We start from the raw sequence: 23,510 nt of genomic DNA on the forward strand, positions 1-23,510 counted from the left end.
GACTGGGTGACTGGGTGACTCGGTGACTCGGTGACTCGGTGACTCAATGGCTTGGTGCGCCTTGGTGGCCTGGTGGCGCGGGGGCACTCCCGGTCAGTCCCGGTCACTCCCGGTCTCTCCCGGTCACCGTTCCCCGGCCTCCCCGCGCAGCCGGGCCGGGGTCACCCCGTGCCAGCGGTGCACCGCCCGCCGCAGTGCCCGCACGTCGGAAAAGCCCGCCTGCCGGGCGATGTCCCGCAAGGTCAGCTCGGGCCGGCGCAGCAACTGCTCGACCCGCTCGCGGCGCACTCCGTCGACGAGCGCCTCGTACGTCGTGCCGCACTCGGCCAGACGACGGCGCAGGGTGCGCTCGCTGGACGCGTGCCGCCGGGCCTGTTCGACGAAGGACGGCACGTCGGGCAGGCTCTGCGCGATCGAGATCTCCAGCACCTCCAGCAGATCCTGCTGATCGCGCCTCGACGCCGCCTGCTCCTCCAGGAGTTCCACGACGGTGGTGAAGGTGACCCGGTCGCGGCCCGGCATCGGCCGCCCGGCCCATGCCGTGGGGAACACCAAGCGGTTCGCCACGGCGTCGAACCGTACCGGGCAGCGGAACAGCTCGGTGAACGGCCCCATGTCGCCTGGGGCGGGGAAGGCGAACTCGACGCTCTGCGGGGCGAACTCCTCCCCGGAACTCAACCGCGTGAGGGTGACGACGCTGGCGAACGCCTCCTCGGCCAGGAAGACCGCGACCGCCGGATCGAGGGCGGGATCGGGCAGTTCGGCCCGCAGCACGTAGCCGACTTCCTCCGGCCCGGCCGACCAGACCACCATCGCTCCGGACTGGTTCTGGAAGCGCACGCCCGTCTCGATGGCCTCCCGCAGGGTGCCGGCGGCCATCTGAGCGAATCCGAGGAGCCCCCACGCCGTCAGGTGCTGCGCCGCACCCACCCGCAGGCCCAGGTGAGGGTCACCCGTGAGCTCCAGCGCACGCCGGATGACGGCACTGCCCTGGCGGTACGAGACCCGCAGCGCCGCCGAGCACATCATCGCCTCGTCCAGCCCGACCCGGCTCAGTTCGGGCCGGAGGTCGACGCCGTACCCGTCGGCGACGGGGGTGAGGCAGCGCAGAATGTTCGGCGGGACGGTCGCCGAGGTACTGCGGCTGGTTCCCGGCGACTGCGCCGGGGCGGGGCTGTCGGGCATGGCGTTCCTTGTGACCGGGCGTTGCTCGCTGCACACACAGTAGAAGGGGTTCTCCGCCGGTCCGGCCAACAGGCCGGTCGCGGACGCCAAGAGCCGCGACCGGTCTTCCGGGGGCGCAGAAGATCATCCCTGGGTCAGAACGTCAGCATTGCTAGAACAGTAGGTCGATAGATCGCTTCCGCCACCCGGCCTTGATGTGCCGCACGGCGTCGGGAGAGCGTCCGCGTCGCGCGCCTCGGGCCACAGCGGGTGTCAGAGAGGGCGAACCTGGAGGTGAACGGGGCATTCCGTTGGCAAGGGGAGCCGCCATGGCGAAGGAGGGGCGCCGCGGTTCCCCTCCCGCCCCGGGCTATCGACCCCCGTTCGGCAGCACGGGATCGATCCGGAAGAGTTCGGTGCCGACCTGGCCGACGAGGCCGTGGTCGTGGACCATCAGTTCGGGGGCGACCCCTCCCTCCACCGGGCCGTCCGGCACCCGTACCTCGCCGCGCCAGCGCACCGCGCCGCTGTCCAGGTCCAGGCCCACCAGCTGCCCGGACGGATCGAGGTAGTACGCCACGCGGCTGTCGAGGTCCACCGTGGCCTCGGAGGACAGTTCCCGCATGGAGGGGTCGCGCGGGTCCTCGCGCAGACGCAGCCCGAGATCGCGCGACCACAGCCGCTCGCCGGTGTCGGCCGCGTACGCGACGGCGTTGCCGTCCCCGCCGAACGACAGCACGATGCCATCCGCGACCACACCCGCCGGCAGCCCCTCGACGCGGTGCTGCGACACCTTGCCCGAGTCGAGGTCCACGCGGATCAGAGTGGCGGGGCCGGGGGCGCCGAGGTACCGCTGTTCGCCGGCCGCCGCGCCCAGCAGCACGGCGTCGCCGTCCGTACCGAGGTACGACGTCGGGCCGTCGACGGTCGCCACCGTGCGTGGCTCACCGGTCTCCGGGTCCAGCCGGACGACGGTGCTGCGCTGCGGGGCCTTCTCGCTGTCCGGTGAGCACATCAGGTACGGGACGCCGTCGATCGCGTCCCGGTCGCAGTCGGCCTGCTTCCACGCGTGCGTCCACAGCGTACGGCCCGTCCTGTCGTCCAGCGCCACCACGCTCTTGAAGGTGGGGGCATTGGCGAGGATCCCGCCGTCGAACAGCACGGCGGAGGACCGGCCGCGGCTGTCGTCGGCCAGTTCGTGCTTCCACAGCACCCGCCGGCTCTCGGCGTCGAGGGCGACGAGGTCGGTGCCGGCGTCGGACGCCCCCGGGTCGTGATCGGCGTAGGTGTACAGCACGCCGTCGCGCACACCGGGCAGCGAGCCCGCCGGAGTTCTGCCGCTGTCCGCGTCCCCGGCCTTCTCCTCCCACACGATCTTGCCGCTGCGGACGTCCACGCGGATGCCGTCGTACGCCTCCCCCCGGCAGTAGACCGCGTCGGGCCCGGTGGTGCAGGCGTCCCAGGACTTGCCGGGCAGCGTGGTCTGCCACAGCACCCTGCTCCCCGAGGCCGGCGGCCGGTCCCCGTTGTCGCCGCCCGCGCCGGTGGTGAGGAACGCGCCGACGGCGATGCCGGTGAGGCCGAGCGCCGCGCCGGTGGTGCGCAGCAGCAGACGCCGCCGGCGGCGGCGCACGATGCGGTCGGCGATGCCCGCGGGAGCGGCGGGGTCGTCGGGGGTCCAGCTCTGCAGGACGTCCCGGATCGTGCGGTCCAGCTGGTCGGCGTTCATGTGTGGGCTCCCTTCGCCAGGTTGCTGCGCTGGGTGTCGGATGCGGCCCGGGCCGGGGCACCCAACTCCGGTGCGAGGCTGCGCAGCTTGGACAGCGACCGATGGGTGGTGCTGCGCACGGTGCCCACCGAGCAGCCCAGGGCGCCGGCCACCTCTGTCTCGGACATGTCCTCGAAGTAGCGCAGCACCAGCATCGTGCGCTGCCGCGGGGTCAGCCGGGCGAGCGCCTGGCCGACGGCGATCCGCAGATCGGCGGCGGACGTGCCGTCGGCGACGCCCGTGTCCTGCGGCAGTACGGCGAACGTCGCCTCGCGGTGCGGGCGACGCAGCCGCCAGCGGCTGATCTGATGCCGGTACATCACCTTGCGGACGTAACCCTCCGGGTCGTCGATGTGCCGCCAGCGGCCCAGCGCCTTCATCAGCGCGATCTGCACCAGGTCCTCGGCCTCGTGCCGGTCGCCGCCGGTGAGCAGGTTCGCCAGGCGGAGCAGGGCGCTCCACCGGGCGTCGACGAAGTCCCGGAATCTCTCGTGGTCCTGTGGGTCCATGGGCCCTCCCGTTTCCTAACGCTCTCAAGGACGCGCGGGCCGTGGACGATCTATGCCTGCCGCTGCGGGTTTCTTCGGTTCGGGTTGCGATGAGCGTTGTCCTATCCTGCCCGGCCACCAGAACCAGCGGCCCAGGTCGAGGGCGAGGGCGGGGACGAGGACCGTACGGACGAGGAAGGTGTCCAGGAGGACGCCGATGCCGACGAGGACGCCCATCTGGGCCATCGTCACCAGGGGCAGGCCCGCGAAGATCGCGAAGGTCGCGGCCAGGACGATGCCGGCCGAGGTGATGACGCCTCCGGTACTGGTCAACCCCTCCAGGACGCCGCGCTCGTGGCCCAGCCTCCCGGTCTCCTCCCGGACGCGGTGCATGAGGAAGATGTTGTAGTCGATGCCGAGGGCCACCAGGAAGACGAAGCCCATCAGCGGGATCGACCAGTCGACGCCCGCGAAGCCCAGGGCGTGCTCGAAGAGCAGATTGGAGGCGCCGAGGGCCGCGAAGTACGACAGCACGACCGTGGCCAGGAGCAGGAGCGGGGCGACCAGGGCCCGGAGCAGGAGGATCAGGACGGCCAGGACGACGAGCAGCACGATCGGGACGACCGTCGTCAGGTCGCGGTCGGCCGCCCGCTGGGTGTCGAGGGCCTCGGCGGTGGTGCCGCCGACGAGGGCGTCCATCGGGTGCACGGCCTCGCGGAGGTCGTCGATCGTGTCCTTGGCCGCCTGACTGTCGGGGGCGTCCTTCAACACCACGGTGAGAGCGGTGAGTTGGCCGTTCGGCGTGCGGTCGCCGCCCTCCTCGACGCGGGCCACCCCGGCCACCGCGGACGCGGCCGCCCGCACCTCGGCGGCCCGGTCGGTACGGGTGATGATGTCCGCCGGGTCGGAGGCGCCCGACGGGTAGTGCGCCGAGATCCTCTCCTGTGCCACGACCGACTCGGGCTTGTCCTGGAACATCTCCGCCTGAGTGAGGCCCATGTTGATGCCGACCGCGCTCAGCGCGAGCACGCCGGTCACGGCGACGGACATCAGCCACGACCAGCGCGGGCGCAGGGCGACGGCGGCCCCGACGCGGGACCAGATCGTGCGCGGCTTGCGGGCGGGCGTGCCCTCGTGCGGGACGAACGGCCAGAACACCCAGCGGCCGGCGATGACCAGCAGCGCGGGAAGCACCGTGACCATCGCGAGGAAGCCGCAGACCACGCCCACCGCGCCGACCAGCCCCAGCGAGCGGGAGGAGTTGATGTCGGCGAACGCCAGGCAGGACAGCCCGACGGCGATGGTGGCCGCGGAGGCCAGGATCGCCGGACCGGAGCGGCGCAGCGCGATCCGCATCGCCTCGTGGCGGTCCACGTGGCGGTGCAGTTCCTCGCGGTAGCGGGCGATGAGGAGCAGGGCGTAGTCGGTTCCGACACCGAAGACGAGGACCATGAGGACGCCCGCGCTCTGCGGGTCGACCGGCAGTCCGGCGTGCTTCGCCAGCAGGTACGTGGTGACCTGGGTGAGGACGGCCGCGAAGCCCACCGAGAACAACGGCAGCAGCCACAGGACCGGGCTGCGGTAGGTGAGCAGCAGCAGGACGGCCACCACCAGGCCGGTGGCCAGCAGCAGCGTCGTGTCGAGGCCGTCGAAGACCGCCACCGAGTCGGTGAGGGACCCGGCCGGGCCGCCGACCTCGACGGCCACGCCGGGCGGCGCGTTGGCGCCGGCCACGTCACGCAGCTCGTCGACCTTGTCGGTGATGTCGTCCTCGCTGTCCAGCGGGACGATCGTCATCAGGGCCTCGCCGTCCTCGGACGGGATCGGCTGCGAGAGCGCCCGGCCCGCGGGGACGTACCGTGCGAAGGCGTCACGGTCGGCGGTGGCCTTCGCCCGGGCCTCGGTGCTGTCGCCGGTGTAGACGACGACGGCCGGCATCACCGTGTCGGTACGGAACTTCTCCAGCTCCGTGTTGACCCGCGCGGACTCCGCGCCGCGCGGCAGGAAGGCGTTGGGGCCGGTCTCCTCGACGTCGCCGAGTCTGCCGGCCAGCGGGCCGAGGGCGACGGCCAGGATCAGCCAGACGGCCAGGACCAGCCACTTGCCGCGGCGTCCACCGGGCGCGCGGGCGACGCGCTGGAGCAGCGCACGCATGAGTAGTCTCCTTACGTAGGGAGCGCGCCGCCGGTCCGTCTCGACGGCCGGCGTCAGGGCGCACGGGGCCCGCACCACGGCGCTTGCAGGTGTGACGACCTGCCGTGATGTACGGGTGGGTGTGTCCGGGTCGGTGTTCTTCCTCGGTACGGCCGGGAGTTGCCGCTCCCGGCCGTACACGTGCCGTCGGCCGCTATTCGATCTCGCGCATCATCTTCTCCATCGAGGACACCGACAGCCGGGTCTGCGTCAGCTCGTCCAGCGTCTGGCGCTGTTCGTCGGCCATGCGGCGCTGCAACTCCACGGTGTCCTCCAGGAGTTGGGCGTACTTCGCCGCGAGGTCCTGGTACTGCTGCTCGCGCGCGGCCAGCATCCGGGCCCGCCAGGTGGCGGCGACCTGCCAGACGATCACGATCAGCAGGGTGAAGAGCCCGGCCGCACCCACCGCCCCGACCACCGCACCCACGGTGTCGGCGCTGTCGGCGAGGGTCACCTGTTCCGCATTCACTTCGCTTCCTCTTTCTCGGCCTCGGTGAGCGTCGCGGCCGCCCGGGCGATGACGTCGGGCGTCAACTCGTAGACGAACGGCGTGACGTCGAAGTACTTCATCGCCTTGCCGTCCTCCGCGAGTTCGAGCGTGCCGACGACCAGTCCCGCCGCCTCCAGCCGCTGGAGATGCATGTGCAGCAGGGGCCGGCTCATGCCGATCTCACGCGCCAGTGCGCTGACGTAGTTCCGGCGCTCCAGCAGCGCGCCGACGATCCGCATGCGGTGCGGGTTGCCGAGGGCGGTGAGCACCTTCAGCAACTCGTCGCCCGTCGGTGCCGGAGGCGGGACCTCGGGCATCGCGGCCCCTTTCCGTCGTACCTGTCAGAAAAGGCTGACAGTAGCCGGGAGCACCTGTCAAAGATTCCTGACACATATCGGGGATGGGTCGGGGTCAGATGGGGGAGGCATGGGGGTTGTCTCAGGGTCGGCTCGGGGTCGGCCCACGCTCACCGCAGCAAACAAGCCGTTCGACTGGCGAGTTAACCCGGTGTTTCAGGAGTGGTGGTCGATCGCCGTCGGCGAGCCGCTAGGATCACGGCATGGTTACGGCTCGGTCGCCCCGGCGCATGGACCGGATCCGCTCTGATGCGGGTCCGTTGCTGCGCCTGCTGGCCTTCGCCGTGCTCCTGTTCGGCGTCCTGGTGACGCATGGCGTGCACGTGGAGAGCGTGCAGGGGCACCTGTCCACCAGTGCGATGGCCGCTGCCGGTCCAGCGGCCGACGGGGCTCGCCATGGAGTCGTCGACCCCGTGCCGCAGTTCGCCGCGGAAGGCGACGTTCACCATGGCGGCGGCCATGAGTCGACGCAACCCGGTGAGCAGTGTGCGTCCGGGCAGCCCCAGCAGGGTTCCGCTCTGGCGCTGCCCTGCCTTGCAGCGTCGGTTCGCGCATCAGCCGGTGCCGATGACGCCTCGACCGTGCGCCTGTCCGCCGCCGATCGAGCCGTCGACGGGGCGTCACCAGCGGCGCTGAGAGCGGCCTCCGTGGTGCAGCAGGTCTAGAAGGACGGCGTCCTCCAACCGGCCGCCGGTTGTCACCGGTTCGGCTGGCATTGCGCGACGAGCGTCGTATCCCGTGCCCATGATGGGGCGTCACGTTCGTCGATGCTGTCCTGCCCCCCACCTGTCTGCGCCTCACTCCGGCCCTGCCGGAGACGGGGAAGCAGCGCGGAGGACCTGTGCCGACCCACCCCCGTATGCCCGCGCACGCCCCGTGGGCCCCATGCGACTCATCCCGGTGGCGCCGATTCGTCTCGGCGATCCGCGCCGCGCTCGTCATGGTGTTCGTGCTGTGCGCCGTCATGCACGGTGTCGCCGAGGAGACGCACGCGTCGGCGTCCGTGCCCGCGGCTTCATCAGCGCTGAACTCGGGCGGCGAACCTCATGGGTCTCATGGACCTCATGGTCCTCACACCCCGCACGGCCCTCACGAGACCGAAGGATGCGTGGCGGACGCGTTCGTCCGTACCGCGGCCCAGTCCACGGAGGAGCTTTCCCTGGACCTGATGGCCGTGGCCCTGGCCGAGGCCCTGGCCGTGGCCGTGCTCGTCGCCCTGTCCGTGGCGCTGGGCAGACCCCTCCTGCGGCATCAACTCCGCAGACGTCACAGCGCCCGCTCCGGCCGTGTCGCGCTCGTGCGCACATCGCGCTGGCGGATCTAGACAACTCGCTCGCAGCCGGCCGACCCCAACGGCTGCCGCGCACCCATGCCATGAACGCGGACCCCTGGTCCGCGCCTGTCGCCATGGCGCGCGAGACGAACCCGCACCCCGCATTCATCGAGCGAGAGTGAACACACAGACATGCAGTCATTGACCAAGGCCGCGGTCACCTCGGGCCAGGCCGCCCTGTCCGGCCTGGTGGGCAACACCCCGCTGCTACGGGTGTCGGAGCCGCTGGCCCCGGCGGAGCGAGGCTTCTGGGCCAAGCTCGAGGGGTTCAACCCCGGCGGTATCAAGGACCGTCCGGGCCTGCACATGGTGGAGCGGGCCCGGGCCCGCGGAGACCTGCGGCCCGGCGGACGGATCATCGAGTCCACGAGCGGGACCCTCGGCCTGGGGCTGGCCCTGGCCGGGATGGTGTACGGCCACCCCGTCACCCTGGTCACCGACCCGGGACTGGAGTTGTCCATGACCCGGCTGCTGACCGCGTACGGCGCCCAGGTCAACGTCGTCTCCGAGCCGCACCCCACGGGCGGCTGGCAGCAGGCCCGCCGTGACCGCGTACAGCGGCTGCTGGAGCAGCACCCGGACTCCTGGTGTCCGGACCAGTACAACAACCCCGACAACGTCGCCGCCTACACCCCACTGGCCCTCGAACTCGCCTCCGAGATGGGCCACATCGACGTCCTGGTGTGCAGCGTGGGCACCGGCGGCCACTCCGCGGGAGTCTCCCGGGTGCTGCGCCAGCTCTACCCGGAGCTGACCGTCGTCGGCGTGGACACCACCGGTTCGACGATCTTCGGCCAGCCCGCCCGGCCCCGGCTGATGCGCGGACTCGGCTCCAGCATCCATCCCCGCAACGTCGCCTACGAGAACTTCAGCGAGGTGCACTGGGTCGCCCCGCACGAGGCGGTGTGGACCTGCCGCCAACTCGCCGCGTCCCACTACGCCACCGGCGGGTGGAGCGTCGGCGCCGTCGCGCTCGTGGCCGGCTGGCTGGCCCGGACCATGCCGGCCGACGCACGGATCGTCGCCGTCTTCCCCGACGGCCCGCAGCGCTACCTGGGAACGGTCTACGACGACGACTACTGCACCGCCCACGGCCTGCTGAACTCCCCACCGGCACCCGAACCGGAACTGATCGGCCACCCGGACGAGAAGGAGGTCACCCGCTGGAGCCGGTGCACCACCGTGGTCGACCCCCTCACCGCGGAGGAGGCCCGGTGAAGGGGCTGATCCCGCAGGTGCGGTCGTACGAACGCAGCGTCCAGCTGTTGATGGTGAATCAGTTCACCATCAACCTCGGCTTCTACATGCTGATGCCCTACCTCGCCGCGCACCTGTCCGGAACGCTCGGACTGGCCGGCTGGATCGTGGGACTCGTCCTCGGCGTACGCAACTTCAGCCAGCAGGGCATGTTCCTGGTCGGCGGCACGCTCGCCGACCGGCTCGGCTACAAGCCGCTGATCATCGCCGGATGTGTGCTGCGCACCCTCGGCTTCGCCACGCTCGGGCTGGTGGACTCGCTGCCCGCGCTGCTGGCCGCGTCCGCCGCCACCGGGCTGGCCGGAGCGCTGTTCAATCCGGCCGTCCGGGCGTACCTCGCGGCCGACGCGGGCGAGCGCAGGGTGGAGGCGTTCGCCCTGTTCAACGTGTTCTACCAGGCCGGCATCCTGCTGGGCCCGCTGGTGGGCATGGTGCTGACCGGAGTGGACTTCCGTATCACCTGCCTGGTGGCGGCCGGGATCTTCGCGCTGCTGAGCGTCGTACAGATCCGGGCCCTGCCCGCCCGGCGTGCCGAGGACGCCGGAGGGCGGGCGAGCGACGGCGGTCAGGGCGTGCTCGCCCAGTGGCGCGGCATCCTCGCCAACCGGCCGTTCCTGCTGTTCTCCGTCGCCATGATCGGCTCGTACGTCCTGTCCTTCCAGGTCTATCTGGCGCTGCCGCTTCAGGTGCGCCGGCTCGGCGGGGACGGGGAGTTCGGCACGGCGGCGGTGGCGGTGCTCTTCGCCGTGTCCGGGCTGAGCACGATCCTGGGCCAGACGCGGGTGACGGCGTGGTGCAAGGCGCGGTACGAGCCGGGGCAGGCGCTCGTGCGAGGGCTGGCGGCGATGGGGCTGGCCTTCGTCCCCCTGCTGGCGGCCACCGCCGTGCCCGTACCGGAGTCCGGGGCCGGGCTGTGGCTGCTCGCGGCGGTTCCACCGACGCTCGCCGCACTGCTGCTGGCCGTAGGCACGATGATCGCCTACCCGTTCGAGATGGACACCATCGTCCGCCTCAGCGGTGACCGGCTCGTCGCCACCCACTACGGGCTGTACAACACGATCTGCGGTATCGGCATCACCGTCGGAAACCTGGGCACGGGCGCCGCGCTCGACGCCGCCCGCGCGGCCGGGACGCCCGCGCTGCCGTGGATCACACTCATCGCGCTGGGCCTGGCCTGCGCGGCCGCCCTGTACGGCCTGCACCGCACCGGCCGACTGGCGGCACCGCCCGCGTCCGAGCCGCTGCCGACGGCCGTCTGACCCACCGGCCGGCCGGTGCGGGGGCGGGGCACCGCACTGTGCTCCGCCCCTGCCGCTCGCGGGCTACGGCGGTGCACCCGTTTTCACTAAGGTCCTTGATGAACCTGTGCAGGGGCCGTTGGCCGTGTCTCCGCGACCTGGATCGACCGGCGGCGCACGATAGCGGATCAAAGGAACGGAGGACCGGGCCGCATGGATGCGTGGCAGCCGCTGTTGGTACTCCTCGGTGTGGTCGTCGCGGGCCTGGCCGCGCTCTACGGGCTGGGGTTGTGGCTGGCCGCCGACCGGACCCCGCTCGACAGCGGTCCGTTCTCGGGTGGTCTGGCGCCGGGCGAGCACGCGGTCTCCCGGTTCCATGTCCGCTGGTACGCGGTCACCATGATCTTTCTGGCCTTCGACATGGAGATGCTCTTCATGTACCCGTGGGTGAAGGTCGTGTCGGAGGTCGGGACCCCGGCGGTGGTCGAGATGTTCCTCTTCCTCGGCATCCTGTTCGCGGGCGTCGCGTACGCATGGCGTGAGGGGGCGCTCCGATGGACCTGAGAACACGGCTGCGCAGCCGAGTCGCCCGTCGACCGAGGGTGTTCCACGTGGCGGTGCCGGGCGGCACCGAGGCGCGTCTCGGCGTCGAAGCCGAACTGCGGCTGCGGGGCTGGCCGGTGTCGGGCACACCCGCGGACGCCGATCTCCTGATCGTCTGCGGCACGCCGCGCCCGCACGACGCCGAGTGGCTCGACCGGCTGGAGGCCGGGATGCCGCAGCCCGCCGCGCGCGTCGTCGTACAGGGACCCGCACGGGCTGCGCAGGCCCTCGACACGGGGGCGGCGGCGCTCCTGACTCGACCCGCGCGAGCGCACAGCCACGAAGAGGCGCGTGGCGGCGGTCACGACGGTGGCCATGCCGATCACATGGACCACGACATGCACGACATGCACGGCATGGGCGAGGTGGCCGGGTTGCCGATGGCGGAGCGGGCCGATGACCGGGACCAGCTCCGCCTCGACCGGCTGCACCTACCGCTGGGGCCGGGGCTGGCCGACTGGCCCGCCGGGCTCGTCCTTCACCTCGCGCTGCAAGGCGACGTCGTACAGACCGTCGAGATCGGACAACTGCCGGTGCCGGAGGCCGGGTCGCCGTACTGGAACGAGCCCTGGCTGCGGGCCGCTCAGGGCGAGGAGATCGGGCGGGGCGTGGCGGCACGCCGGCGTTGCGCCGCGCATCTGGACAGCGTGGGCCGCTTCCTCGCCGTCGTCGGCTGGGAGGACGCCGCCGCGCGGTGCCGGCGGCTGCGGGACGAAATGCTGTCGGGCGCTTCACGCGAGTCCATCGGCGGGCGGCTGCGCGCCACGATGCGCAGGGTGGAGCGGTCGCGGACGCTGCGCTGGGGGACCGCGGGGCTGGGCGGGCTGTCGGCGCGGCGGGCGCGCTCGGCCGGGGTGACGGGGCCGGCGTCCGAGGCGGGCGGGGACGCCTATGACCGGCTGCGGGTCTGGCTGCGGGAGGTCGAGCGCGGTCTCGACGAGCTCGACGACGCGGAGCTGTTGGGCTCGGGGCACGTCCTGGTGGGCCCCCGTGGGCGGCTGGACGGCGAGCGGCCGCCGTCCCGGGCCCTGCTCGACGTCCTTCCGGAGTTGCTGACGGGCGCCGAGTTCGCCTGTGCGCGGATCATCCTGGCGAGCCTGGACCCCGACCTGGACGAGCTGGCGTTCGCGCCGACGGCCGGAGCGGCACATGGCTGATGCGGCGCCCCTGTGGGCCACGGCCGTCCTGCCGGTGGCTCTGATCCTGGCCGCCGTGTGCGCGGCGGGCTTCGACGCCGTGCTGTCGGCGGCGGCCGAGCGCGGCCGGGCGGGGACGGTCCGCGAGATGGGCGTCCGAGCGGCGGCTCCGCTGCGCGAGGGCCTGCGGTTGCTGGCCCAGCAGCCCCGGCGTACGACCGCCGCCGACACCCTCCTCATCAGGCTGGGCGTGGCGCTGGTCCCGTTGGCCGCGGTGCTCGCCGGGGCGGTGCTGCCGTGGGGTTTCCGGTCGGTGAGCGATCCGTCCGTCGGCGTCGTGTGGTTCAACGCGATGGAGGCCCTGTCCTGGGCCGCGGTGTGGCTGGCCGGGTGGGGGCCGAACTCGGCGCTGTCACTGATCGGCGGCTACCGGTTCCTGGCGCAGGGCCTGGCGTACGAGCTGCCGCACATGTTCGCGATCACCACCGCCGCCCTGGGCGCGGAGTCGCTACGGGTGGGGGAGGTGGTCGCGGCGCAGGACGGGCTGTGGTTCGTGGTGTGGATGCCCGCCGCGTTCGTCGTCTATCTGCTGAGCGCGCTCGCGATGGCCTTCTGGGGGCCGTTGGGGCATCCGCTCTCCCGGGACGCGGCCGGGGGTGCGGCCGCGGAGCTGACCGGCGTGGACCGGCTGGTGCTGCTGGGCGGGCGGTGGCTGCTGCTCGTGGTGACCGCCGGATTCAGCGTGCCGCTGTTCCTCGGCGGCGGGCACGGCCCGCTGCTGCCGGGCTGGGCGTGGACGCTGCTCAAGACCGCGGCCGTACTGGCGCTGCTCGTGGTGGGGCGCCGGCTGCTGCCCGTGCTGCGGATGGAGCGGTACATGGAGTCGGCGTGGCTGGTGCTGGTGCCGTTGACGCTGCTTCAGGCGCTGTTCGTCGCCGTCGTCGTCCTCAACCGATAAGCGAGAGGCCATGCTTGATGACGTGATCTTCTGGGCGCTGGCACTGCTGGCGGTGGCCGCCGGCGTCATGGTCTTCCGGTTCGACTCCATGGCCCGGGCGACGTACGCGCTGCTGACCTCGCTGCTGTGCGTCGGTGGCGAGGTGCTGCTGCTCGGCCTCGACTACCTCGGGGTCGTGATCGTGCTGATGATGACCATCGAGATGGCCATCATGGCCGTGTTCATGGTGATGTACATGATGAACCCGGCCGGTCTCATGCCGATGACCATGGTGCACAACAAGAAGGGCGCGGCCGTGATCTGCGCGGCGGTCTTCGCCGTACTCGCCGCCGGAATCCTGCTCGCCCCGTGGCCCTCCCGGCGCGGCAGGGCGTCGGCCGATCCGACCAGGGACCTGGGCCGGTCGCTGATGGGGCCGCAGATGCTCACCATGATGACCCTGGGCGTGGCCCTGTTCGCCACGATCGTCGTGACCGTCGTCCTGGCCACGCGGCGCGGTCGCTACGACCGGTTCGGCGACGACCTGAAGGCACGCACCGCCGACGACCCGGTACGGGGAGGGGTGGGCCGATGAGCCTGGAACTGTTCCTGCTGCTCGCCGCCGCCCTGTTCAGCGTAGGGCTGTTCGGCGCGCTCACCCAGCAGTCGATCGTGATGCTGATGATGGGCCTGGAGCTGATGCTGGGCGGCGTCATCGTCGGCGCCGCGGCCGTCTGGCACCACATCGCTCCGGCAGCCGCCGACGGGCAGGTGCTGGTGGTCCTGGCGGTCACGGTCATGGCGGTGGAGATGGCCGTAGGGTTCGCCGTGGTGACGGCGCTGTTCCGGGCCCGTGAGGTCGACATGACCGACATGGCCGCGGAGTTGAAGGAGTGAGCGCGCTGCTGTGGGCGCTCATCGCGCTGCCGCTCACGGTGGGAACGCTGCTGGCGGTCGCCGGCCGCCCGGCGGACCGGTACGCCCCAGGTGTCGCGGTCGGCACGGCCGTCGCCGCGCTCGGCCTCGCCGTCACGGTGGCGTTCGAGCACCCGAGGGTCGAGGCGCCGCTGCTCGAAGGGCTCCCCGCCGGACTCGCGGTCGACGGCCTGTCGGGCCTCATGGCCGTGACCGTCACGGCGGTGACCGCGGCCGTCCTGCTGTTCAGCGTCGCGGACATCGGACCCGGCGAGGCGCGCGCCCGCTTCTTCGGGCTGATGCTGCTCTTCAGCGGGGCGATGCTGACGACGGTCACCGCGACCACGCTGCCGGTCCTGCTGATGGCGTGGGAGGTGATGGGCGCCACCTCCTGGGCGCTGATCGGCCACTGGTGGCGCGACCCCGAGCGAGGCGACGCCGCCAACACGGCCTTCCTCACCACCCGCGCCGCCGACCTGGGCCTCTACCTCGCCGCCGGGGCGGCGCTGGCGAGCGGACAGAGCGGTTCCCTCGCCGATCTCCCGCACGCGGCGGATCCGTGGCAGGCGCTCATCACCGCCGGAGTCATCGCGGCCGCCCTCGGCAAGTCGGCCCAACTGCCCTTCAGCTTCTGGCTGTCCAGGGCCATGCAGGGCCCGAGCCCGGTCTCCGCCCTGCTGCACTCGGCGACCATGGTCGTGGCCGGGGCGTATCTGCTGCTGCGGCTCGAACCCCTTCTCGCGCGGTCCGGTTGGGGCGGGCCCGTGGTGGCGTGGACCGGCGCGGTGACGGCGGTGGTGCTCGGCCTGGTCGCCGTGGCGCAGACCGACCTCAAACAGCTGCTCGCCGCCTCGACCTGCGCCCAGATCGGCTTCATGGTGCTCGCCGCGGGCGTGGGCGCGGTCACCGGCGGCACCCTGCAGCTCATCGCCCACGCCGCCGTGAAGAGCCTGGCCTTCCTCGTCGCGGGCGCCTGGCTGACGGCCCTCGGCACCAAGGCACTGCCCGCCCTGCGCGGTGCGGCCCGACGGCACCGTACGGCCGGGGTCACCTTCAGCGTCGCGGCCCTGGCGCTGGCCGGCGTCCCGCCCCTGGCCCTGTGGGCGGCCAAGGACGTACTCCTCGCCGGCGCCCTCGAGGACAACACGGCGCTCTACGGCATCGGACTGGCCGGCGCGGTGATCTCCGCGGTCTACAGCGCCAAGGCCCTGTGGTTCGTCTGGCAGCCCGCACCTGACGACCATGAGGAACCGCTGCCGCGGGCCACCTGGCTGCCGCTCGTGATCCTGGCCGTCGCTTGCTTCGCCCTGACCGCCACGTCCTTCCCGCCCGTACGCGACGCGATCCAGCGGGTGCTCGGCGGCCCGGCCCAACCGAGCCCGCATGCAGGGGAGTTCCTTCTGTCCGGTGCCCTCGCGGTCGCCGTCTCGGCCCTGGTCTGGGTTCGCGGCCCCCGGCTCCTCACCCTGCCCGGCCGGATCACCGCCTTCGCAGCGCAGTGGCTGCACCTGGAGACCGCCACGCAGGCGATCCTCGTACGCCCGGTCCTGCGCCTCGCCGACGCGCTCGCCGCCTTCGACGACCGGGTGCTGGACCGCGCCGTGGAGGGCACCGCCCGTAGCTCGGTCCGGCTGGCGCGGTGGACCGACGCCCGGGCGGAGCGCCTCGTCGACGGCGCCGTGGAAGGTGTGGCGGGCGGCGCCCGGGCGCTCGGCCGGTGGGCGCGCCGGCCGCAGACCGGGCAGCTGCACCAGTACCTCGCCCAGGCGGTCGTCGCCTTCACCGTCCTCGCCGTCCTCCTCGTCCTCGTGAGGTGACCGCCGTGCTCACGGCCATCGTCCTGCTCCCGACCGCCATGGCGGCCCTCCTGCTGTGCGTGCCGCGCAGCGCACCGCGCCCGCTGTTCCTGACGGTGTGGGCGACGACCACCGCCGCCGAACTGGTCCTGACGGTGATCGTCTGGGCGGGATACCGGACCGACGGCGGCATGCAGTACGAGACGCGCGCCCGCTGGATCCCCAGTGCGGGCATCAGCTACCACGTCGGAGTCGACGGCCTGTCCCTGCCGCTGCTGGCCGTCACCTGCGTGCTGTTCCTCGCCTGTGCGCTGTACGCCTGGCGTCAGACCCGGCGGCCCAGGGAGTTCGCCGCCCTGTTCCTCTTCCTGCAGACCACCTGCCTCGGCCTGTTCGTCGCCCTCGACCTGATCCTGTTCTTCCTCTTCTTCGACCTGTCCATCGTGGCGATGTACTTCATCATCGCCGGATGGGGGCACAGGGACGCGGCCCGCTCCGCCCTGAAGTTCTTCCTCTACACCTTCATCGGTTCCCTCGCCCTGCTGCTCGGCTTCATCGGCCTCTATCTGGCCGCCGACCCGCACACCTTCGACATCGTCGAGCTGACCGACGCCAACCCCCTGGCCGGACGTGCGACGTACGGCGCCCTCGTCCTCCTCGCGATCGCCGTCGGGCTGGCGGTGAAGACGCCGACGGTGCCCTTCCACACCTGGCTGCCGCCCGCCCACACCGACGCGCCGGCCGCCGGCTCGGCGATCCTCGCCGGTGTGCTGCTGAAGATGGGCACGTACGGCTTCCTGCGCATCGCCATGCCCGTCCTGCCCGCCGCCTGGCGCGACCACGCCGTCGTCTTCGTCGTCGTCGGCGTGGTCTCCGTGCTCTATGGCGCGCTGGTCGCTCTCGCGCAGACCGACTTCAAGCGGTTGGTCGCGTACACATCGGTCAACCACATGGGCTACATCGTCCTGGCGATCGGCGCGGCGGGAGTCGTCGGCGGCGACCACGAGGAGGCCCGGCGCCTGGCGGTGACCGGGTCCGTCTTCCAGATGGTCAGTCATGGACTGCTGACCGGCGCGCTGTTCCTGCTCTCCGGTGTGCTCTACGAGCGGGGGCGGACGTACGAGATGTCCGCGTACTCGGGCGTCGCCGAGCGGGCGCCCGTCTTCGCCGCGCTGACCGGCGTCGCCGCCTTCGCCTCGCTCGGACTGCCGGGCTTCTCCGGCTTCATCGCCGAGTTCCAGATCCTCACGGGCAGCCTGGGCCCGCAGCCGGTCGCCACCGGCCTGGCCGTGCTGGGGATCCTCATCACGGCCGGACTGTTCCTGCGCGCCCTGCAACAGATCTTCCTCGGCCCCCTGCGGCTGCCCGCCACCGCGCCGGGTGCCGACCGGCCGTTCCCCGACATCAGGCTCCACGAGAGCCTGGCGATCGTCCCGCTGCTGGCGCTCGGTGTCGTCCTCGGTATCGCACCCCGCTTCGTCCTCGACGTCGTCGAACCGGCCTCCCGCACCGTGCTGGAGCTGCTCGCGCGATGACCGGGATGAACGAGAACCCCCTCGACCTCCTGCCCGAGGTCCTGCTCACCGCCTCGGCCGTGCTCGGGCTGCTGCTCGGGGCCTGGCTGCCGCGCCGCCGTCAGTGGCTGATCGGCGCGCTGGCGATCGGCGCGTGCGGAGCGGGCATCGTGGCCGCCGCGCTGGCCGCCACGGAACCGGTCACCACCGCGTTCGGCGGCTCCTTCGCCGTCGACCCGGTCACCGCGACCGCCCGCGTCGTCGTCCTCGGCGGCACACTCGTCGTGCTCGCCCTCAGCGTCGGCCCGCTGCGGGCCGACCCGCGCGAGACGGAGTTCTACGTCCTGCTCCAACTGGCCTCCGCGGGCGCGCTGATGCTGGCCGCAGCCCAGGACCTGCTGTTGCTCGCCGCCGCGTATCTGCTGGCGAGCGTGCCCGCCTACGCGCTCGCCGGGTTCCGCAAGGACGGCCCCGGCACCGAGGCGGCGCTGAAGTTCTACGTCGTCGGCGCGTTCCTCGGCGTGGTGATGCTCACCGGTGTCACCGTCCTCCTCGCCGCCGGACGGACCACGTCGTATCCCGGGCTGCGCACCGAACTCGCCGAGGCCCCGGGCGGACTGGTGGCGGTCGGCACGCTCGCCCTGGTCGCCGGCATCCTGTTCAAGGCCGGAGGCGTGCCCGCCCACTTCTGGGTGCCGGACGCCGTCCAGGGCAGTTCGGCGCCGGTGGCGGCCTTCCTCACCACCGTCCCCAAGATCGGGGCCCTGGCGGCGTTCTACCGGCTCGCCGCCGTGCCGCTCGCGGACGCGGACCTGCCGTGGGCCGACCTGGTGGCGGTGCTCTCGGTCGCCTCGATGACGTTGGGCAACCTGGCCGCCTTCTTCCAGCAGGACGTGAAACGGCTGCTCGCGTACTCCACGATCAGCCAGGTCGGCTATCTCCTGCTCCCGGTCGCCGTGGCCGGACGCTCCGACCTCGGCCAGGAGGCGCTGCTGTACTACCTGGCCGGGTACGCGCTGACCAACCTCGGCGCCTTCGCCGTCGTCTGCGCACTCCCCGGAGCCGACGCCATCGACGACTACCGGGGCCTGGCACGCACGCACCCCGCCCTGCTGGCCTCGCTCGTCGTCTGTCTGCTGGGCCTGGTGGGCACGCCCCCGACCGCCGTCTTCCTCGGCAAACTGGAAGTCTTCAGCGCCGCCATCGACGGCGGTCAAGCCTGGCTGGTGGTCGTCGCGGCCGCCAACACGGTGGCCTCCCTCTTCTACTACCTGCGCTGGATCGCCCCGGCGTTCCTGGTGCGCGGACCCACTGGCGCCTCCCGCGCGACGGCGGGGACCGCCGCCGTGGTCGCCTACGGGGCGGCCACCGCGTCCGTCGTGCTCGGGCTGCTCGGCGGCACCGTCCTGGACGTGTTGGGTGGTCCCCTCGCGCCGTGACCGTCCACGTCAGATGGCGTCACGCCCGGCCCGACGCGCGCTCCACCACCGTCACGTCCGAAGGCGCCCCGACCCGGGTCGGCGGGCCCACGCGCCCGCGCCCCGGGCCACGTGCAGTTGCGTGTCCCCGTACCGCTCCAGGCCCGCGACCGTCGGATTGGCCGGCTCGGCCACGTAGTTCATCGGCCAGAGCTGACCGCCGTGAGTGTGTCCGGACAGTCGCAGGTCCACCCCGTGCCGCACGGCCTCGTCCACGAACACCGGCTGGGGCGCCAGGAGTACCGAGGTCCGCGACGGGTCCCGGTCCCTCAGCGCGGCCACGACGTCGGGGCCGTCGTCGTGGTCCGCGCCGGAGAAGTACTGACGGCGGTCCAGGCGCCGCTCTCGCCTCCCCGAGGGAGGACCCCGGGACCCCGGGACCCCTCCCGAGCAGTCCTCGTAGCGTGAGCGCGACGCGTCGGCTACTGCGGGAGGTGTCCAAGCGGCGTGAAGGACATGGTGGTGGGCATCGTCTTCGGCCTGGTCCTGGTGGTGGCCTTCTTCGCGGTTCTCTGGGTGCTGGGGCGAAGCGGCGAGATCAACCGGCAGCAGTGCGAGGCGCGGGCCGACGAGTACAAGGGGCAGGCGACCTGCATTGTCGTAGTCAAGTGACCGGTCGGCGGCCTTCTCTCACCCGCTACTGCTCGGCGGCAACCTTGATCATGACCTCGTAGAGCTGCTGCGACGTCAGGGGAGCGGTGGGGAGCGGATGGGCGGCCTCGGTGCGCAGGCCGTCCAGGATGAAGGCGATGCCTCGGCGCCAGGCGTCGGGGACGTCGGTGTCCTTGGTGGCCCGGGACAGCACGGCGTTGTGGCGAAGACGAAGACCAGGTCCTCGCCGGTGAAGTCGGGGCGCAGGGCACCGGATTGCCGGGCCCGCTCGACGATGCGCGTGGCGGCGTCGCGGGCCCGCCCGCAGAGGGCCATCAGGCGTTCGGCGTTCGGGTCCTGCGGCGCTGATGGCGTAGTCCGGCACGTGCGTGTGGCCACCGGGCGCGGCGCGCTCGGCCTCCTCGCGGATCCCGCACCGGCGTACGCCGCCGGGCCGGGAGGGACAGGGCCTCGTCGACATCGGCGCGCGAGCCTGCGCAGAGATGGGTGAGCAGCCCTCGGTGCGGCTCGCGAGCCGTGTGGCCTGCCGCGGTGGCAGGGGGCGCCCCCCCCGCACCGCTCGCCTCGCCTGCGACCGCTGACCGCGCCCGCGGTCCCGTCCCGCCCGGCGTGACTCGCACCGACCAGTTCCCCAGGACCGGCGCACCGCGCCGTGGCACAGTGGCCGTATGTGCGGCCGCTACGCCTCCACCCGCAGCCCCGAGGACCTCGCCCAGCTTTTCCAGGTCGCCGAGTGGCATCCGGAGGAGACCCTCGCGCCGAGCTGGAACGTGGCCCCGACCGACGAGGTCTGGGCGGTCCTGGAGCGCGCGCCGCGCGGCGCCGGCGAGGACGCCCCGGCCCGGCGCCGGCTGCGGCCGCTGCGGTGGGGGCTCGTGCCGTCCTGGGCGAAGGACGCGAAGATCGGCGCGAGGCTGATCAACGCGCGCGTGGAGACCGTGCACGAGAAGCCCGCCTTCCGCCGCGCGTTCGTCAAACGCCGCTGTCTGCTGCCCGCCGACGGCTTCTACGAGTGGGACGAGGTCAAGGACAGCAAGTCGGGCAAGGTCCGTAAGCAGCCCTACTTCATCCACCCCGAGGACGGGCAGGTCCTGGCCCTCGCCGGGCTGTACGAGTTCTGGCGCGATCCGGCCGTCAAGGACGGCGACGACCCCGCCGCCTGGCTGCTGACCTGCACCATCATCACCACCGAGGCCACCGACGCCGCGGGCCGCATCCACCCCCGCATGCCGCTCGCCCTCACCCCCGACCACTACGACGCCTGGCTCGACCCCCACCGCCAGTCGACCGACGACCTGCGCGCCCTGCTCGTCCAGCCGGCCGACGGCCACCTCGGGGCCCGCCCCGTCTCACCCGCCGTCAACAGCGTCCGCAACAACGGCCCCCAGCTCCTGGACGAGGTCCCCGCCCCGTGACCACGGCGAAGGTGAGTACTCGGTAAGGGTTGCCCAGGGGGACCCCCACGGAGCGCTTTTGACATCCGTTTTCACCTAGCGTGGAGCCGAAGCCGGGACGGAGCGCGCTCGGCGGACCATTCGCCCCGCTCGGAGGTATCCATGCCCGCGTCCTCGTCCCGGCTGCTCGCACCGCTGATCACCGGCACCTGTCTGGTCCTCCTCGCCGGCTGCGGCGGCTCCTCGGACTCCGGCGACGGCGGTGGCGCGAACAGCCCCGCCGCGGCCTCCGCCATCCCGGTCGTGGCCTCGACGAACGTCTACGGCGACCTGGCCCGGCGCATAGGCGGCGGCAAGGTCGAGGTCACGTCGATCATCAGCGACCCCGACCAGGACCCGCACTCCTACGAGGCCAACACCCAGAACCAGCTAGCCCTGTCCAAGGCCGAGGTCGTCATCGAGAACGGCGGCGGCTACGACGACTTCATCGACCGCATGCTGAACAGCGGCGGCGCGAGCCCCGACGTGATCAATGCCGTCAAGGTCTCCGGGAAGACCGTACCGGCGGGCGGGGAACTCAACGAGCACGTCTGGTACGACTTCCCCACCGTCGCCAAGCTCGCCGACCGTATCGCCACCGCTCTCGCGAAGGCCGACCCGGCCGACACCGCCACCTTCACCGAGAACGCGAAGGACTTCGAGCGGCAGTTGGAGCCGCTCGAGCGGAAGGAATCCCGGATCAGGTCCGAGCACGGCGGCGAGGCGGTGGCCATCACCGAGCCCGTGCCGCTCTACATGATCGAGGCCAGTGGGCTGAAGAACGCGACACCCGAGAAGTTCAGCGAGGCCGTCGAGGAAGGCGACGACGTCTCCCCGAGGACCCTCCAGGACACGCTGGCCCTGTTCACGGACAAGAAGGTCAAGGCGCTCGTCTACAACGAGCAGACCTCCGGCCCGCAGACCGAGAAGGTGGAGCAGGCGGCCAGGTCCGCCGGAATTCCCGTGGTCCCCGTGACCGAGACCCTCCCCAAGGGCAAGGACTACCTCGGCTGGATGACCGCCAACGTGGACGCGCTCGCCGGCGCGCTCGCCAAGTGAGGCCGGCCACCGGGGCCGTGATCAGTCTGCGAGCAGCGGCACTCTCCTACGGCGAGCGCATGCTGTGGCAGGGCCTCGATCTCGACGTGCACGCGGGCGAGTTCGTCGCCGTGCTCGGCCCCAACGGCTCCGGGAAGACCAGCTTCGTACGCGCCCTGCTGGGTCAGCGTCCGCTCGCCGCCGGCACACTCACGATCCTGGGCCGCCCGGCCCGGGGCGGCAGTGGGCACATCGGCTACGTCCCCCAGCAGGCGACGCTGTCCGCGCAGGCGCCGCTGCGCGCCCGCGACCTGGTCCGCTTCGGTATCGACGGGCACCGCTTCGGACCCCGGCCGGGCACGGCCGCCGTACGCCGCCGCGTGGACGAGATCCTGGCCTCGGTCGGGGCCACCGCCTACGCGGACGTCCCCGTCGGGCTGCTCTCCGGCGGCGAACGCCAACGCGTGCGCATCGGGCAGGCGCTGGCGGCCGACCCGCGGATCCTCCTGTGCGACGAACCCCTGCTCTCCCTCGACCTGCACCACCAGCGGGCCGTCACGGAACTGGTCGACGCCCGCCGCCGCTCCCACGGTACGGCGGTGGTCTTCGTGACCCACGAGATCAACCCCGTGCTGGGCCTGGCGGACCGCGTGCTGTACCTCGCCCGCGGCGGCCACCGCGTCGGCACACCCGACGAGGTGCTCACCTCCGAGGCGCTGTCGCGGCTCTACGGCACACAGGTCGACGTCGTCCGGGTCCGCGACCGCGTGGTGGTCGTGGGCGCGCCGGACGAGGTGGCGCGGCCGCCGCACCATCCCGAACCGTCGCACGGAGTACGGCCATGACCATCGCCGAGGGCGTCTGGCAGCAGATCTTCCACTTCGACCACTACGGCGAACTGCTCGCCCTGGTCCGCAACTCGCTCATCGCCGGGGTCGCGCTCGGCCTGGTCGGCGGACTGGTCGGGGTGTTCGTGATCATGCGGGACCTGCCGTTCGCGGTGCACGGGATCAGCGAGCTGTCGTTCGCCGGCGCCTCGGCCGCGCTGCTGCTGGGCGCGAACATCGTGGCCGGCTCGATCGTGGGCTCGCTGATCGCGGCCGGCACGATCGGGCTGCTCGGTTCGAGGGCCCGCGACCGCAACTCGGTGATCGGCGTCATCATGCCGTTCGGACTCGGGCTCGGCGTGCTGTTCCTCGCGCTCTACAAGGGCCGCGCGGCCAACAAGTTCGGCTTGCTCACCGGGCAGATCGTCGCCGTCGACACCCCGCAGACGTCCTGGCTGCTCGGCACCTCGGCCGTGGTGCTGGTCGCGCTCGCGGTCCTGTGGCGACCGCTCGCCTTCGCCAGCGCCGACCCGGAGGTGGCCGAAGCGCGGGGTGTGCCGGTGCGAGGGCTGTCGTTCGCGTTCATGATCGTGCTGGGCCTCGCGGTCGCGCTGTCCGTCCAGATCGTCGGCGCGCTGCTCGTCCTCACCCTCGTCGTCACACCCGCGGCGGCCGCGGGCCGCATCACGGCCTCACCGGTGCTGCTGCCCGTCCTGAGCGTGGTGTTCGCGGTGGCCTCCATCGAGGGCGGCATCCTGCTCGCCCTGGGCGGCAGCATTCCCATCAGCCCGTACGTCACGACCCTCTCGTTCGGGATCTACCTCGTGTGCAGACGGGTGGGCGGCCATCGGGCAAGGCGGTGGGGAGCGGCGCGCGCCACATCCTGACGTAAGGTCAGCATGAAGATATGAACGAGTCTTCATTTGTTCCTCTA

The 23,510-nt window shown here is 72.1% G+C and carries 24 protein-coding genes and 1 pseudogene; 17 read left to right on the forward strand and 8 right to left on the reverse strand.

Going from position 1 to position 23,510, the window contains the following annotated elements; genetic code table 11:
* Positions 1 to 123 precede the first annotated feature (123 nt).
* The 6 genes from IM697_RS20015 to IM697_RS20040 form a co-directional block, all read right to left on the reverse strand.
* Positions 124 to 1,185, reverse strand: a complete 1,062-nt coding sequence (locus IM697_RS20015) for an AraC family transcriptional regulator (protein WP_194049070.1) — start codon at positions 1,183 to 1,185, stop codon at positions 124 to 126.
* A 349-nt stretch (positions 1,186 to 1,534) separates the two neighbouring features.
* Positions 1,535 to 2,893 (reverse strand): outer membrane protein assembly factor BamB family protein, encoded by a 1,359-nt coding sequence (locus IM697_RS20020; RefSeq protein ID WP_194049071.1) that lies wholly within the window; start codon positions 2,891 to 2,893, stop codon positions 1,535 to 1,537.
* Positions 2,890 to 3,441 (reverse strand): SigE family RNA polymerase sigma factor, encoded by a 552-nt coding sequence (locus tag IM697_RS20025; protein WP_194049072.1) that lies wholly within the window; start codon positions 3,439 to 3,441, stop codon positions 2,890 to 2,892. The genes IM697_RS20020 and IM697_RS20025 overlap by 4 nt, the downstream gene beginning before the upstream one ends.
* A 24-nt stretch (positions 3,442 to 3,465) precedes the next feature.
* On the reverse strand, positions 3,466 to 5,574 hold the full coding sequence (locus IM697_RS20030) for an MMPL family transporter (RefSeq protein WP_194049073.1): 2,109 nt from the start codon (positions 5,572 to 5,574) through the stop codon (positions 3,466 to 3,468).
* Positions 5,575 to 5,767: 193 nt separating this feature from the next.
* Entirely contained in the window at positions 5,768 to 6,082 is a 315-nt protein-coding gene (locus IM697_RS20035) for a hypothetical protein (protein ID WP_194049074.1), read from the reverse strand.
* Positions 6,079 to 6,420 carry an ArsR/SmtB family transcription factor gene (locus IM697_RS20040; protein ID WP_194049075.1) on the reverse strand — a complete coding sequence of 114 codons (342 nt, stop codon included), beginning with the start codon at positions 6,418 to 6,420 and terminating at the stop codon, positions 6,079 to 6,081. The genes IM697_RS20035 and IM697_RS20040 overlap by 4 nt, the downstream gene beginning before the upstream one ends.
* A gap of 269 nt (positions 6,421 to 6,689) precedes the next feature.
* On the opposite strand from IM697_RS20040, the gene IM697_RS20045 reads away from it, so the two are divergent.
* The 12 genes from IM697_RS20045 (at position 6,690) to IM697_RS20100 (ending at position 18,627) form a co-directional block, all read left to right on the forward strand.
* Complete coding sequence (locus IM697_RS20045) at positions 6,690 to 7,124, forward strand: hypothetical protein (RefSeq protein WP_228044784.1); 435 nt, start codon at positions 6,690 to 6,692, stop codon at positions 7,122 to 7,124.
* Positions 7,125 to 7,567: 443 nt separating this feature from the next.
* Positions 7,568 to 7,783 carry a hypothetical protein gene (locus IM697_RS44675; RefSeq protein ID WP_228044786.1) on the forward strand — a complete coding sequence of 72 codons (216 nt, stop codon included), beginning with the start codon at positions 7,568 to 7,570 and terminating at the stop codon, positions 7,781 to 7,783.
* 141 nt (positions 7,784 to 7,924) lie between these two features.
* Positions 7,925 to 9,010: a PLP-dependent cysteine synthase family protein gene (locus IM697_RS20055; protein ID WP_194049077.1), complete on the forward strand. Its 1,086-nt coding sequence runs from the start codon at positions 7,925 to 7,927 to the stop codon at positions 9,008 to 9,010.
* 50 nt (positions 9,011 to 9,060) lie between these two features.
* Entirely contained in the window at positions 9,061 to 10,308 is a 1,248-nt protein-coding gene (locus IM697_RS20060) for an MFS transporter (RefSeq protein WP_407699655.1), read from the forward strand.
* A gap of 192 nt (positions 10,309 to 10,500) precedes the next feature.
* Positions 10,501 to 10,851, forward strand: coding sequence for an NADH-quinone oxidoreductase subunit A (locus tag IM697_RS20065; RefSeq protein WP_194049079.1), 351 nt, complete (start codon positions 10,501 to 10,503; stop codon positions 10,849 to 10,851).
* On the forward strand, positions 10,842 to 12,047 hold the full coding sequence (locus tag IM697_RS20070) for a hypothetical protein (protein WP_194049080.1): 1,206 nt from the start codon (positions 10,842 to 10,844) through the stop codon (positions 12,045 to 12,047). Before IM697_RS20065 ends, IM697_RS20070 begins: the two co-directional genes overlap by 10 nt.
* Entirely contained in the window at positions 12,040 to 12,984 is a 945-nt protein-coding gene (locus IM697_RS20075) for an NADH-quinone oxidoreductase subunit H (protein ID WP_194049081.1), read from the forward strand. The genes IM697_RS20070 and IM697_RS20075 overlap by 8 nt, the downstream gene beginning before the upstream one ends.
* 10 nt (positions 12,985 to 12,994) lie before the next feature.
* Entirely contained in the window at positions 12,995 to 13,558 is a 564-nt protein-coding gene (locus IM697_RS20080) for an NADH-quinone oxidoreductase subunit J (RefSeq protein WP_194049082.1), read from the forward strand.
* Positions 13,555 to 13,860, forward strand: a complete 306-nt coding sequence (gene nuoK, locus IM697_RS20085; RefSeq protein ID WP_194049083.1) for an NADH-quinone oxidoreductase subunit NuoK — start codon at positions 13,555 to 13,557, stop codon at positions 13,858 to 13,860. The genes IM697_RS20080 and nuoK overlap by 4 nt, the downstream gene beginning before the upstream one ends.
* Positions 13,857 to 15,695 (forward strand): NADH-quinone oxidoreductase subunit 5 family protein, encoded by a 1,839-nt coding sequence (locus IM697_RS20090; protein WP_194049084.1) that lies wholly within the window; start codon positions 13,857 to 13,859, stop codon positions 15,693 to 15,695. The genes nuoK and IM697_RS20090 overlap by 4 nt, the downstream gene beginning before the upstream one ends.
* 5 nt (positions 15,696 to 15,700) lie before the next feature.
* Positions 15,701 to 17,209, forward strand: a complete 1,509-nt coding sequence (locus tag IM697_RS20095; protein WP_194049085.1) for a complex I subunit 4 family protein — start codon at positions 15,701 to 15,703, stop codon at positions 17,207 to 17,209.
* Positions 17,206 to 18,627 (forward strand): NADH-quinone oxidoreductase subunit N, encoded by a 1,422-nt coding sequence (locus IM697_RS20100; RefSeq protein WP_194049086.1) that lies wholly within the window; start codon positions 17,206 to 17,208, stop codon positions 18,625 to 18,627. The genes IM697_RS20095 and IM697_RS20100 overlap by 4 nt, the downstream gene beginning before the upstream one ends.
* A 19-nt stretch (positions 18,628 to 18,646) precedes the next feature.
* On the opposite strand, the pseudogene IM697_RS20105 reads toward IM697_RS20100, so the two are convergent.
* Positions 18,647 to 18,963 (reverse strand): annotated as a pseudogene (locus IM697_RS20105) (metallophosphoesterase); the annotation flags it as partial.
* Positions 18,964 to 19,113: 150 nt separating this feature from the next.
* Here IM697_RS20105 and IM697_RS20110 point away from each other — a divergent pair.
* Entirely contained in the window at positions 19,114 to 19,278 is a 165-nt protein-coding gene (locus IM697_RS20110; RefSeq protein WP_194049087.1) for a hypothetical protein, read from the forward strand.
* A 25-nt stretch (positions 19,279 to 19,303) separates the two neighbouring features.
* Here IM697_RS20110 and IM697_RS20115 read toward each other — a convergent pair whose 3' ends face one another.
* Complete coding sequence (locus IM697_RS20115; protein ID WP_194049088.1) at positions 19,304 to 19,471, reverse strand: hypothetical protein; 168 nt, start codon at positions 19,469 to 19,471, stop codon at positions 19,304 to 19,306.
* A gap of 475 nt (positions 19,472 to 19,946) precedes the next feature.
* On the opposite strand from IM697_RS20115, the gene IM697_RS20120 reads away from it, so the two are divergent.
* The 4 genes from IM697_RS20120 (at position 19,947) to IM697_RS20135 (ending at position 23,463) form a co-directional block, all read left to right on the forward strand.
* The gene (locus IM697_RS20120) at positions 19,947 to 20,693 is read left to right on the forward strand and encodes an SOS response-associated peptidase (RefSeq protein ID WP_194049089.1); all 747 of its coding nucleotides are present in this window, start codon (positions 19,947 to 19,949) and stop codon (positions 20,691 to 20,693) included.
* A gap of 141 nt (positions 20,694 to 20,834) precedes the next feature.
* Positions 20,835 to 21,770 (forward strand): metal ABC transporter solute-binding protein, Zn/Mn family, encoded by a 936-nt coding sequence (locus IM697_RS20125; RefSeq protein ID WP_194049090.1) that lies wholly within the window; start codon positions 20,835 to 20,837, stop codon positions 21,768 to 21,770.
* A gap of 17 nt (positions 21,771 to 21,787) precedes the next feature.
* Entirely contained in the window at positions 21,788 to 22,594 is an 807-nt protein-coding gene (locus tag IM697_RS20130; protein WP_407699636.1) for a metal ABC transporter ATP-binding protein, read from the forward strand.
* Entirely contained in the window at positions 22,591 to 23,463 is an 873-nt protein-coding gene (locus IM697_RS20135) for a metal ABC transporter permease (RefSeq protein ID WP_194049091.1), read from the forward strand. Before IM697_RS20130 ends, IM697_RS20135 begins: the two co-directional genes overlap by 4 nt.
* Positions 23,464 to 23,510 lie beyond the last annotated feature (47 nt).

Origin of the sequence: Streptomyces ferrugineus, assembly GCF_015160855.1 — a bacterium.
GTDB lineage: Bacteria > Actinomycetota > Actinomycetes > Streptomycetales > Streptomycetaceae > Streptomyces > Streptomyces ferrugineus.